The organism is Micromonospora sp. NPDC085948 (assembly GCF_040686315.1).
Lineage (GTDB): Bacteria > Actinomycetota > Actinomycetes > Mycobacteriales > Micromonosporaceae > Micromonospora.
The window spans coordinates 201,282-213,504 of record NZ_JBFBJW010000005.1 but is presented as its reverse complement, the minus strand read 5'-3'; the positions used below and the strand labels follow the sequence as shown (position 1 = coordinate 213,504).

Genomic DNA, 12,223 nt, shown 5'->3' with positions numbered 1-12,223 from the left:
AGCTACGTCGGCGGCGCGAGGATCACCTGTCCGAGTTCCTGGGTGCACCGGGTGAGCGCGACGTAGAGGCCGTTCCAGCCGCGCGGTTCGGCGGCGATGCCCTGGGGATCGACGAGGAGCGTCGCGTCCCACTCCAGACCCTTGGCCTGGGTCGCGGTGAGCACCGGCACGTCGTTCAGCACGGCCAGGAGTTCGTTGACGCGGTCGGCGGGGGCGATGACGCCGACCGTGCCGCCACGCCACCGTTGCCGAAGCTCCCGCACCGCCTCGACGGCCGTGTCGGCAAGCTCGGCGGGGGTGGTGGTGAGCTCCCAGGGGGCGATGCCGGAGGAGCGTACCGCCCGCGGCGGCGCGTTGTGGCTGCCAGCTTTCGTCAGGACCGGCCCGGTGAGATCCATGACCTCCCGCGGGGTCCGGTAGCAGATGGTCAGTGTCGCGGCGGTCCACCGGTCTCCGAAAACAGCCTGTACCGCTTCCGCCCAGCTGCGGTGCCGGTGCGCCGCCTCCGCCTGGTCGATGTCACCGACCGCGGTGATGGAGCGACTGGGACAGCGTCGCACGACCATCTGCCACTGCATCTCGGACAGCTCCTGCGCCTCGTCGATGACGACGTGGCCGTACACCCAGCCGCGCTGTCGGCGGGCGCGCTCGGCGACGAACTCGCCCTGTGGTTGCGGGGCTGCGACCTCGCCCAGCAGGTCGGCGAGGGCGTCGAGCAGGGCGATGTCGCTCGGTGCCCACGGGGTCGGCTCGGCCGAGACGGCGGTGATCTCCGCCGGGGACAGCTGCGGGGCGAACCGGGCCAGCAGGGTGCGGTCGGTCAGAAGGGTGCCCAGCAGGGTTTCGGGGTCGAGGGTGGGCCACCAGGCCTCGACGAACCGGGCGATGCTGGCGCTTCCGGCGATCCGTGAACGAAGATCCTCGACCTCCTCCTCGGAGAACACGCCGTCGACGTCACTGCCGGTGGAGGCCCGGCCGGAGTGGTGCTCGCGCGCCATGCCCCGATCGACGCGGGCGAGGATGTCCTCGAAGCCCTCCTCCATCTCGTCCATCAGCGTCTCGCGCTGCTCGACGACGGCGTCGGCGAGGAGGTGGTGCAGCTGCTCGGCGAAGACCGCGCGGGCGCGATGGTACGGCCGGCCCTGCACGGCCGAGGCGAGCGCCTGCGCCACCGTCTCGGCGGGAATGGCGTAGAACTCGCCCTGCCAGCGCAGCTTCAGCTCACGGGGCCGGGGGAGCAGCGACGTGACGTAGCTTTCCAACGTGGACTGCCAGAGGGCGCGGCCCTTGATCTCGGCGAGCTGTCGGCTCTCGTCACGGCCCACCTGGATCCCCGGCAACAGGGTGTCGCAGGTCGCCGAGACGACGGCGGTCTCACCGAGCGCGGGCAGCACCTGGGCGATGTACTCGAGGAACCGTGGCGAGGGGCCGAGGACCAGGACCGCCTGGTCGGCAATTGTCCGGCGGGCGAACAACAGGTAGGCGACGCGGTGCAGGGCGACCACGGTCTTGCCGGTGCCGGGCCCGCCCTGAACGATCAGCGGACCGGTCGCCTCGGCCCGGATGATGTCGTCCTGTTCGCGTTGCAACGTGGCGATCGCCGTCGACATGCGGCCGGTGCGTCGCTGGTCGAGGGCGGCCAGGAGAGCGCCCTCACCGACGAGTTCCGCCGACAGGGTCCCGTCCAGTGGCTCGTCGTCGACTCCGACGACCGTCGATCCGCTCGTGCGGATGTGCCGGCGCCGGGCCTGGCCCTGCGGGTCGACGGCCGTCGCGGTGTAGAAGGGCCGCGCCGCGGCCGCACGCCAGTCCACCAGCAGGGGCTCATCGTCCTCGCCGTCGTCGCGAAGACCGATGCGGCCGACGTGTCGCACGGTGCCGTCGAGGCCGTCGAGGCGGCCGAAGACCAGCCCTTCCCGTGCTTGCCGCAGCTCTTCGTACCGCTGACCGAGCATGCGCTGCCGGGCCTGTTCCACCGCGTCCAAAGCTTCGGCCGAAAGCTCCACCCGGAGGTGGTCGGCCAAGCCGTCGCGCCGGGCCGTGGCCAGGTCGAGAAATGCCTGTTCCTCAGCGACCGCTGATCGCCGGGCGACGTCGTCCGTGGCAGTTGGTGATTCGCCCTCGGGTGTGCCTTCGCCTTCGCCAGCAGTGCCGTGGTGCAGAGCAGAATCCTGGCGCATTCGCAATCCCTGTGCTTGTGGCCCTGGGCCGCGGATGAGCCCGCAGCCTATTCCCGGGCGAGCATAGAACTCATTCTCCTCCTCGGCCAGGAATCCTGTCACCAGAGACGGAAATCTCAATGCCTTGCGAATGCGGCCCCGGTGGCATCCTCCAATCCGTATTCGCTTATTGACAGTTCGGTCCTTATCTGATCTGAACGCTGACATTCCTATGGCCCCGTTGGTCACGCGGTAACCGGGGCACCCGCCGGTTGATCGATGTGACTACCATCCCCTCGTGATCGAGGAGCTGATCGAGAAAGCGGCCGTCGAGGATGACGACGCCATCGAGGAGTTGTCCGCGATCGCGGACGCGGACCCGGGAACGCTGACTCCGCACCTCGGAGACCTGCTCGATCGTGACGTGCTGTGGCCGGCGACGTTGTACCGGGCGGCGGAGGTCGACGTGGTCCGCCGGGTCATCGAGCGGATCGACGGCGGCACGACGCCGGACGACCTCAACGAGCTTCTCGTCATCCTGGCGCACACTGCTCACCCGCTGGCCGTGAGCGCCCTGCGTCGCTGGACGACACAACCACCGGCCGGCGCCGGGGAACTGCACGTCAGTGCACTGAGGTACGCCGAGGAGGGCGGCTGGACCGTCGGGCCGGACGGCAGCCGCCGGGACCTGTGCGGCGGCATCGCGTACCAGTGGGTCATGCGCGAGACGCCGCGGCGCGTGGACGGCCCCACCTGTCCGTGGTGCGCGTCGCCGTTGTGGACGGCCGCGGAGCTCGACACCGCGGAACCTGCCGTCGGCGCCGCGCTGGCCCACACGGGTTGGTCCGGCCGGCTGGTCATCGAGACCTGCTATTGGTGCGTCGGCTACGCGACGCTGTACAGCCAGGTCACTCCGGCCGGCACCACCGCGTGGTGGCCCGGCAACACCCGCCCGAGCTACCTCGGTTCCACCGAACCGGAGGACCTGCCGACGCTGGTGCCGGTCCTGGGGCCGGCGCGGGGGAGTCCCTACCAGGCCAGCGCGTGGGGTCGGGGCGGTTCGACGTTGGGCGGTGCCCCCGACTGGATCCAGGACGCCGAGCACGCCGACTGCCCCGGTTGCCGCCAACCGATGGACTATGTGGGTCTGCTTGGCGGCGCGGACCTGGACGAGTACGGCGAGGGCGCCTACTACCTGCACCTGCACCAACCGTGCGGGTTCGCCGCCGTGAACTACCAGCAGAGCTGAACGCCGTTGGCGGCGGCGGACGGTGGGATGCGTCGCGTCAGGTGGTCGGAGTGACCACCTGCGAACTCCGTGTCGGGTCGGTGGCCGTCGGACGGGAGGGGACCATGCTGGACAGGCCGACGGCCAGTCGGGTCAGGGCGAGTGCGATCGCCAGGGCGACCACGGCGATGGTGGCGTGGCCGATGTCGGGTGCCCACAGCTGGAGTTTGGCAAGGTCAGCGCCCTGCCAGAAGGACGGTAGCGTCCAGGCGACGCCGGCTGCCACAGCGGCGGAACCGCCGGTCCAGGCGGTGGTGGCGATGAGGGAACGGGCGCGTGAGCGGGCCGGCGGGATGGTGCCGTGCCGGAGTCGGCGGATGAGGCGGGTCCAGGACCAGGCCAGGACGGTGATCAGCAGCACGGCGACGCCGAGCAGGCCGGTCAGCGCCCAGCGGTGAACCGGGTCGGGGGCGGCGGCCGTGGGCGTGGCGCCGTGCAGGATCCGGGCGAGATTGAACGCTCCGGCGCTGAGCGGAGCATCCATCGGCAGACCGTAGATGTTGGTCATGATGATGACGGCCAGGTTCGACTCGGGTGCGAGCACGAGGTGGGCGAAGTAGTCCGGGGTCGCGCCGGCGTGCCAGACGATGCGGGTGCCGACGCCGTCGAGGGTGCTGTTCCTCCAGCCGAACCCGTAACTGCCGTGACCTGTGGACACGGTGCCGGTGTGCATCTGTGTCGTGCGGTCGGCGCCGAGGATCCGAGTGTTGCCGTAACGGCCGCCGTTGAGCTGCGCGATCGCGTAGTGGGTCAGGTCCTCGAGGCTGGCGGCGAGGAAGCCGTACGGCACTCCGGCGGTGTCGAACGGCGCGGCGAAGCGCCGTGGTTGGCCCAGGTAGTAGCGGTGCCCGGGCGGAATTCCGACCGCGCGGGCCTCGTCGACGGTGGCCGCGGAGTGCGTCATCTGGAGCGGGTCGAGCACGTGGCGGCGCAGGTAGGCGCCGAAGGTGTCGCCGGTGACGTCCTCGACGAGCGCGCCGAGAATCATGTAGTTGGCGTCGCTGTACTCGTGGCGCTGCCCGACGGCGGCGGTGGGTCGCAGGGTGGCCAGGTCCCGCACGGACCGGGTCAGGCCGCCAGGTCGGTTGTCGTAGCGGTCGGTCAGGCCGGTGCTCCAGACTTCCGGTAGGCCGCTGGTGTGGGTCAGCAGCTGGCGGACGGTGACCGTCCGCGCGGTGTGCGCGTCACCCAGTGCCAGCCAGGGCAGGTACGTGGCCGCCGGGGTGTCGAGGTCGACGCGGCCGGCCTCGACCAGTTGCGCCACAGCGAGTGCGGTGAACGACTTGCTCGTCGAACCGAGCAGGAACGGTGTCTGTGCGGTCATCGGGCGGCCGTCGCCGTCGACGCCCCAGGCGCCGCTGCGGAGGACCGTGTCGCCGCGCACCACCGCGTACGCCAGCCCGGGTGCCCTGGTCTGCTCCTGGTAGGCGCGCAGGTAGTCCTCGGCGGCGGCCAACTCGTCGCCGGGTGCGACGCGGTTGAGCAACGGGTCGGCGGCGACCGGCGCGGCCGTCGTGGCCAGCACGGTCAGGCAGCCGGCCACCGCGACCAGACGCCCGGCCTGCCGTCGTAATCGGATCCATCCGCTCATGTCGCACGCCCTTCCGCGTCAGCCGATCTGGCTCAGGAGCTTCTCCAGCGCGGACAACCGATGCCTGACCTCGCCGAGTTCTGCCCGCACGCGCGTGAGTTCGTCCGCCACGGCCTGGCCTCCGTCGGCGCTCCGTTCGGCCAGCAGCCGGTAACCCTCCTCCCGCGTCGCGGCGTAACGGGCGCGATAGAGGCCGAGCCCGACGAGACCGGCGACGACGATCACCGTCGCCACGATCACCGCCGAGGCGATGGTGGAGGTCTGCGCCATGTCCGACGCCATCAGCTGGGTCATTGCTCACTTCTCCTGTTCTCTGGCCGGCTCCGCGCCGGTCAGGGTCTGCGCGGCCAGCGCGACCGCCGCCAGGTCCAGGGACACCGTGAACGGCGTGGCCTGGAAATACTTCACCGAGCTGCCGTCCGGTGCGGTGACCAGTTCGCCGGTCACCAGATCGGCTGCCTCCAGTTTCTGCAGGTGCATGTAGAGCAGCGGTCGGTTCATCTGCAGCCGCCGTGCGAGCTCGCTGACGTAGGTGCGCCCCTGGCTGAGCGCGGCAAGGATCCGCAGTCGGTGCGGGCTGGCCAGCGCGGCCAGCAGCGACACCAGCTCGTCACCGGTCCGCAGGGTGCCGCTCATCCGGGGATCCTTCCTCGGCACTGGTGTCAGATTTCTCTGACACGGGGGTGTAAAGGAATTCTGACACCGCGCCTGGGTGGTGTCAACGCCGTCCCGGGCACCGCGGGCACTCGCCGGCCCGGATCCGGCCTCGTCGGAGCGGGACGGAGCTCTGTGGGCCGGGGCCGCCAGATAGGTTGCCCACATGTCACCGATCCCGCCGCCGCTGCTGCCCGAGACCCGACGTGCGCTGGTTCACCGGCTGGCCACCGGTCAGGCGGCGGGTCGGGCGCCTTCAGTCGTCGCTGCCGTGGTGCGTGCTGGCCGTCCGGTGTGGGTGGACGGGTGGGGAACGGTGGACGGCCAGGTGCCGGATGGCGACCTCCAATACCGGATCGGCTCGATCACCAAGACCTTCCTGGCGGTGCTGGTGCTGCGCCTGCGCGACGAGGGGCGACTCGCGCTCACCGACCCGCTGGCCGAGCATCTGCCCGGCACGGCGGCGGGCCAGGCCACGATCGGTGCGCTGCTGGCGCACACCGCCGGGCTGATCGCCGAGGCGCCCGGCCCGTGGTGGGAACGAACCCCGGGCACGCTGCGACCCAACCTGGCCGACGTGCTGGGCAGCGATCCGCAGGTGCATCCGGCTGGACAGCGCCTTCACTACTCCAACCCCGGTTACGCGCTGCTCGGCGCGCTGGTGGAACAGGTACGGGGTCAGGCGTGGGGCGAGGTGCTGCGGCGCGAGGTACTGGAGCCACTCGCGATGACCCGCACCACCCTGCTGCCGGTCGCACCGCACGCCACCGGCTGGGCAGTGCATCCCTGGGCCGATGTGCTCCTTGCGGAGCCCGCGGTGGACACCGGTCTGATGGCGCCTGCCGGGCAACTGTGGTCGACCGTGACGGATCTGGCCAGGTTCTCCGCGTTCCTCATCGACGGCGACGACCGGGTGCTACACCCGGACACCGTCGCGCAGATGCGCACCCCGGCGAGCCCACCGGAGGCGGCGGGCTGGGACAGCGGCTACGGGCTCGGCATGCAGCTGCTGCGCCGCGACGGCCGGCTGTTGGCCGGGCACACCGGCTCGATGCCGGGCTTCGTCGCGGCCGTGTGGGTCAGCCCCGAGGACGCTCTGGGCGCGGTTGTCATGGCCAACGTGACCGCCGGCCTGTCCGCCGGCACTCTCGCCGCTGATCTGCTGCACACGGTCGCCGAGCGGGAGCCGCGGATCCCTGCGCCGTGGCGACCGCTGCCCGCAGTTGACCCACAGCTACTGGACCTCGCCGGCCCGTGGTACTGGGGGCCGGCCCCTTATCTGCTGCGCCCGCAGGCTGACGACTTCGTGGAGTTGGTCCCGCTGGCCGGCGGGCGCGGCACCCGGTTGCGCCCCACCGGCGACGGTGGTTGGGAGGGGCTCAACGGCTACTTCGCCGGCGAACGGCTGCGAGTGCACCGCGACGCGGCGGGCGTCGTCACCCACCTCGATCTCGGCACCTTCGTCTTCACCCGGCAGCCCTACGACCCTGCGGCGCCGGTGCCCGGCGGTGTCAACCCGGCCGGTTGGCGGGCCGGCTGACCTCGCGAGCGCACCGACCTCGTGGGCGCTGCGGCTCCGCCGAGGTTGGCGAGAACGGCCGGCTCAGGATGTGCCCCGGGGGCCAAGCCACAGCCGCAGCGGGCGTCCGTCTTCGGTGTGCACCAAACCGGTCTCCTCCGCGTAGGCCAGCGCCTCGCCCAGTTCCACCTCGCTCACCAGCAGCCGTTGCGCCAGTTCTGCCGGCGTGGTCTCCAACGGAGTCCGGGGTGTCCAGCGCAGTACCGCTTCGAGATCCTGGGCGACAGCGTCGTAGCGGCAACGCAAGTCCCGCTGCCGAACCGCCGCAACCTCATCCGGAGGCAACGACAGAACCGTGTCGATCCGGGCGGGTTGGCCAGCCCGGTAGGCGTTTTCCTCGCACACCAGAATGCCGGCAGCGACCAGCAGCGGGAACACGTCCCGCTTGCGACGTACGGGAGGCACGCCCAGTTCGGCCACGATCTCGGCGAGCCGGCGCTGCTCCGCAGCCTCCCGGGCGCGGTACCCGGGCGCGACGTGGCCGGTGGCTGACGGACGCGGCCACAACGGTTCGTCCAGCCAACCGACCGGATACGACGGAGGCGAGTGGAAGCCGTCCTCGACCTGCTGCGGGGTTACCGGTCGACCGAGCCGCCGCGCCATGTTGGCGGCGATGTCCGCCACCTCCGTCACCCAGCGCGGCAGCGCCGAGTGCCAGCCGTTGTCCGGGCCTCCGATCGCCGACTGGCCGCGGGCCAGCCAGACAGGCGGCTCAACTACCGGATCGGCCCAGAAGCGCAGCACCCAGGTGTAGCCGGACGTGCTCTCCGTGCCCGCCTGCCCGCGCGCCACCCGCACCCGATACCACTGCGCAGCACCGAGGTCGAGGTCGGCGGGACCGACGCCGCCGGTCAGTGTGGTGACCGACAACCCACCAGAGCTCGAACGGTACGACGCCTCCAGGACATCGTCGAACTCCTCGTGATCAGTGGGCGGCGGACCGTCGTGCAGCTCGAGACGTACCGCATGATCAGCCAGGCCCGGCGCCTGAGCGGTGACCCAGCCGGCGCCGGTCCCGGCGAACGTCCCGGTCGGCCGACCGCCGCGATCACGGTGCCGGGGCACCTCCGGATCCTCGTGACCCCACTCCACGTTCGGATCCACCAGAACAAGGAGTGAATACTCGGGACGGTAGTCCTCGATCTCGACTGCCTGCACCAGTGTCACGATGCCAAAATAGTCGACGGTCGACCCCTGGCTCCGCAGGTGCGACCGCGAGGTACCGCAACGTAATGGGTTCGCGAAGCACCCACCGCCAGGCGCAGGTCGCGCAGGTCCACGTCTGGCCACGGGGCAGAGGTGGGCTGGTCAGCCGTACTGGTCGGACTCTCCGGTGGTGGGTGGCAGGTGGGCGTCCGGCTCAGGCCGGGATCAGGCTGGCCATCTTGTCGGCGGACTTGAGCCCCGAGCCGGTGAGTACGACGACGGTCGTCTGATCGGGAGTGATGGTGCTGTTGGAGATGAAGTGGTCGAGTGCGGCGACCGCGACGGCGCTGGTCGGCTCGGCGTACAGCCCGCGGGCGGCCAGGGCGCGGACCGCGGCGTGGATTTGCTCCTCTGGAACGGCGACACCCGCGCCGCCGCAGCGACGTAGCGCCTCGACGGCCTCGGGGAGCCGTACCGGGGTGGCGATGGAGGCACCCTCGGCGATGGTAGGCACGCGCTCGCCGCGCCCGGCCCGGTCGACACCGTTGAGGGTGTCGGCGATGGTGGACCAGTGCTCGGGCTGCCCGACGAGCAGCCGGGGTAGTCGGTCGATCTGTCCCGCGGCGAGCAACTCGGAGAAGGCGATGTCACAGCCGAGGATCTGGCTGCCGGCTCCGGCGACGAGCACCACGTTGTCCGGGGCGGTGAAGCCGAGGCTCTCCCAGATCTCGTACGCGATCGTCTTGGTGCCCTGGAGGAACATCGGGTGCCAGTTGTGGCTGGCGTACGGGATCTGCTCCGCCTGTCGGACGGCCTCCGTGCCGACCTCGTCGCGGGTGCCACCAACAAGCTCGATCTCCGCGCCGAAGGCACGTGCTTGCAGGATCTTCGGTGCGCTCGTCGCCGCCGGTGCGATGATCTTGGCACGTATGCCGGCCGCGGCGGCGTAGGCGGCGACCGCGGCACCGCCATTGCCGGAGCTGTCCTCGAGCACGCGGTCAGCACCCTGTGAACGCAGGTGCGACACCATCACCGACACGCCGCGGTCCTTGAACGACGACGTGGGGTTGAACCACTCCAGCTTGAAGTGCACCCGGTGCTCGCCCCAGGTCAGCGCGACCATCGGTGTGAGGCCCTCGCCGAGGCTCACGCGGTAGTCAGGGTCGACGGGCAGGACGGAACGGTAGCGCCACAGCGACCACTCGCCCTGGTCGATCTGCTCCGGCATCAACCCGGACAGGGGTGACAGCATGAGAGGGCTGTCGTCGTCGCCGCGCCAGCGCCGGTCATGGAGCGGGTAGCTGTTGCCGCTCCTGTCCAGCAGCAGCGGTTCGCTGTAGTTCCCCATCACGTCCTCCGTGCACAGCGGTGCGGCGTTCCATCAAACCAGGCACGTCCGTCATTGGCTGCCCCGTTGTCCTGATCCGGATCGGCCTGATCCTGATCAGGGAACCACTGCAACCACAAATCTCGGCCCTCCAGCGCCGTCGCGGTGCCAGCGGGCAACCGTCGACGGGGCGGGCTGAGCGTTGCGATATCCTGCAGGCGCCCACCCCGGCGTCGACCACAGTCGCGTCCGTCGGCTATCGATGGTCCATGGGGCGCCCCAGATCCAGGGAGATACCGATGCCGGAGCCTGAGCCCGCTCACGACGACCACGAGGCGGATGCCGAAACCACGGTCGAGGCCGAGGCTGACCAGCCTGCCGCTCCCGCGAATCGGGCTGCCCGACGCGCGAGGGGCAAGGTCGCCTCACCCCAACCGCATGGAAAGGGTCAGCACTTCGGCGGCCGGGGCTCGGTCCAGAGCCCGCGCCAGTGGGGTAACCGGCGAAGCGGCTGACCGTCGGCTGTTTGGCCTGCCGGCGCCGGCCGGCTCTGCCGCTGCGCGCGGCGTGCTGCCAGCGCGGGCGCGCGCGGTGGCGCGGCCGGAGCGCTGGGGGTATCTGCACCTAATGTAGGACTTCTTCGCATAAGACCGGTTAACGCGAGTCCTGCTCCACTACGTTCATGTCGGGAGCGACACCCGATTTGTCGCTGTCTGCGCGGATTGTTACGTGCGGAGACATGGTGTAGGGAGAAGGGCTAGGTAGCTCGATGTCCAACCATCGACACCCGAACGTCAGCGAGGTAGCGGCAGATCAACCACCTCCCGCCAGGAGGCGGCGGGCACGGTGGCTCGTCGCCGGAGTGGCCGGGGTGGCTGGGCTGGCCGCCGTCAGCGCGCCGACAGGGGTGACCGGAGCGCTCGGAGCGAGCGGCAGCAGCCTGGTGAACGCCGGGGAGCAGGTCCTCGCCGGCAGCACCAGCCGGCTGACCGGCGACGACAACAAAGGGCAGGACCGGGGCGGCACGGACCACAAGGACGACGACCACCGGGGCGGCGAGGGCGACCACGTCACGGACGTGCCGTGTGGCGCCAACGAGCTGATCGCGGCGCTCGTCCGCGCGAACGCCGGCAACGGGGCGACCCTCAAGCTCGCCGGGAAGTGCACGTACACGCTCAACGCGTCCGCACCTCAACCACCCGTGCCCCACGGTCCCATCGGCCTGCCGATCATCACTCAGCGGGTCGCGATCGACGGGAACGGCGCCACCATCGTCCGCGCGGCCAACGCCGCACCGTTCCGGATCCTCGAGGTGGGCCCCGGCGGCGACCTCCAGCTCCGCGACGTGACCATCAAGGGTGGCCAGGACACGAGCGGGATCGGCGGCGGTGGGGGTGGAATCCGGATCGACATCGGCGGCCGGGCCACCATCGAGAACACCGACGTGGTCTTCAACCGGACCAACGGCTCGGGCGGCGGCATCGCCAACTACGGCGATACCAGGATCCTCGGCCGCAGCGACCATGGCGAGGGCAAGGACCGCGACGGCAAGGATCGGGACGGCAAGGACCGGGACGGCAAGGACCGCGACAAGCACGGGGACGACGAGAGCAAGATCAGTGACAACGCGGCCCTGTACGACGGTGGGGGCGTCTACAACAACGGCAACCTCACCGTGCGGAACACCAGAATCAGCGACAACAACACGATCGGCGTTGTCACCGTCCTGCCGATCGGTGGCACGGGTGGTGGGCTGTCCAACTCCAGCGTCGCCGTGCTCGACAACGTGCGCGTGCACCACAACACCTCGGGCTTCCGGGGTGGTGGCATCCGCAGCGGAATCAACGCCACCACCACGGCGAGGAACATCGAGGTCAGCGAGAACGCGACAGGCAGCGAAGGCGGCGGAATCTTCAGCGACGGCATCTTCCACCTGGAGCACAGCAAGATCAGCCGGAACAGCGCCGGCCAACGCGGCGGCGGGATCTTCAACCAGATCGGCCGGTTCGTGGTCGAGGACAGCCAGATCAGCGAGAACGCCGCCAGCACGTTCAGCACGATCGAGCACGGCGGCGGCGTCTACGTCGGCAGCGGCATCGTCGTGCTGCGGCACACCCACATCAACCGGAACAAGGCCGTCGGCACGAACTCGCGCGGCGGCGGGATCTACAACAGGGGCACCGTCAACCTCACCGAGTCCACGGTGACGGAGAACGTCTCGGCCCTGGCGCCGGGCGGGGTCTTCAACGAGGGCGGTCAGGTCACCGTGGATGAGAAGTCGGTCATCAGCGCGAACCGGCCCACCAACTGCACGCCCAGCGCGCCGCCCGTCCCCAACTGCTTCGGCTGATCATCTGGCCGCTCGGCTCGTCGAGGGCAACAGCACCGACAGCGGTACGGGGCATCCGGTCCCGTCCGGGTTCGATCACCTGATCGGGTCCGTGGCGGGACCGGATGCGTGTGCTGTTCCGGTGGTTGG

Annotated in this window: 9 protein-coding genes; 3 read left to right on the top strand and 6 right to left on the bottom strand. The window is 70.4% G+C overall.

Going from position 1 to position 12,223, the window contains the following annotated elements; genetic code table 11:
• Nucleotides 1-2 precede the first annotated feature (2 nt).
• Nucleotides 3-2,282 carry a UvrD-helicase domain-containing protein gene (locus tag AB0O48_RS16160; protein WP_365066223.1) on the bottom strand — a complete coding sequence of 760 codons (2,280 nt, stop codon included), beginning with the start codon at nt 2,280-2,282 and terminating at the stop codon, nt 3-5.
• Nucleotides 2,283-2,457: 175 nt separating this feature from the next.
• Here AB0O48_RS16160 and AB0O48_RS16155 point away from each other — a divergent pair, with 175 nt between their 5' ends.
• Nucleotides 2,458-3,408, top strand: coding sequence for a hypothetical protein (locus AB0O48_RS16155; protein ID WP_365066220.1), 951 nt, complete (start codon nt 2,458-2,460; stop codon nt 3,406-3,408).
• A 37-nt stretch (nt 3,409-3,445) separates the two neighbouring features.
• Here AB0O48_RS16155 and AB0O48_RS16150 read toward each other — a convergent pair whose 3' ends face one another.
• Genes AB0O48_RS16150 through AB0O48_RS16140 form a run of 3 tightly spaced genes read right to left on the bottom strand, consistent with a single transcriptional unit; the run spans nt 3,446 to nt 5,674 of the window.
• Complete coding sequence (locus AB0O48_RS16150) at nt 3,446-5,038, bottom strand: serine hydrolase domain-containing protein (RefSeq protein WP_365066218.1); 1,593 nt, start codon at nt 5,036-5,038, stop codon at nt 3,446-3,448.
• Nucleotides 5,039-5,056: 18 nt separating this feature from the next.
• Nucleotides 5,057-5,332: a hypothetical protein gene (locus AB0O48_RS16145; RefSeq protein ID WP_357239967.1), complete on the bottom strand. Its 276-nt coding sequence runs from the start codon at nt 5,330-5,332 to the stop codon at nt 5,057-5,059.
• Nucleotides 5,333-5,335: 3 nt separating this feature from the next.
• On the bottom strand, nt 5,336-5,674 hold the full coding sequence (locus AB0O48_RS16140; protein WP_357239964.1) for a winged helix-turn-helix domain-containing protein: 339 nt from the start codon (nt 5,672-5,674) through the stop codon (nt 5,336-5,338).
• A gap of 184 nt (nt 5,675-5,858) precedes the next feature.
• Here AB0O48_RS16140 and AB0O48_RS16135 point away from each other — a divergent pair, with 184 nt between their 5' ends.
• Complete coding sequence (locus AB0O48_RS16135) at nt 5,859-7,232, top strand: serine hydrolase domain-containing protein (RefSeq protein ID WP_357239961.1); 1,374 nt, start codon at nt 5,859-5,861, stop codon at nt 7,230-7,232.
• A gap of 63 nt (nt 7,233-7,295) precedes the next feature.
• Here the strand turns inward: AB0O48_RS16135 and AB0O48_RS16130 are convergent, their stop codons facing one another.
• Entirely contained in the window at nt 7,296-8,438 is a 1,143-nt protein-coding gene (locus AB0O48_RS16130) for a hypothetical protein (protein ID WP_365066215.1), read from the bottom strand.
• Nucleotides 8,439-8,631: 193 nt separating this feature from the next.
• On the bottom strand, nt 8,632-9,765 hold the full coding sequence (locus tag AB0O48_RS16125) for a pyridoxal-phosphate dependent enzyme (RefSeq protein ID WP_365066212.1): 1,134 nt from the start codon (nt 9,763-9,765) through the stop codon (nt 8,632-8,634).
• 748 nt (nt 9,766-10,513) lie between these two features.
• Between AB0O48_RS16125 and AB0O48_RS16120 the strand changes: the two genes are divergently transcribed.
• Nucleotides 10,514-12,094, top strand: a complete 1,581-nt coding sequence (locus AB0O48_RS16120; protein WP_365066209.1) for a right-handed parallel beta-helix repeat-containing protein — start codon at nt 10,514-10,516, stop codon at nt 12,092-12,094.
• The last annotated feature ends 129 nt before the right edge of the window (nt 12,095-12,223 follow it).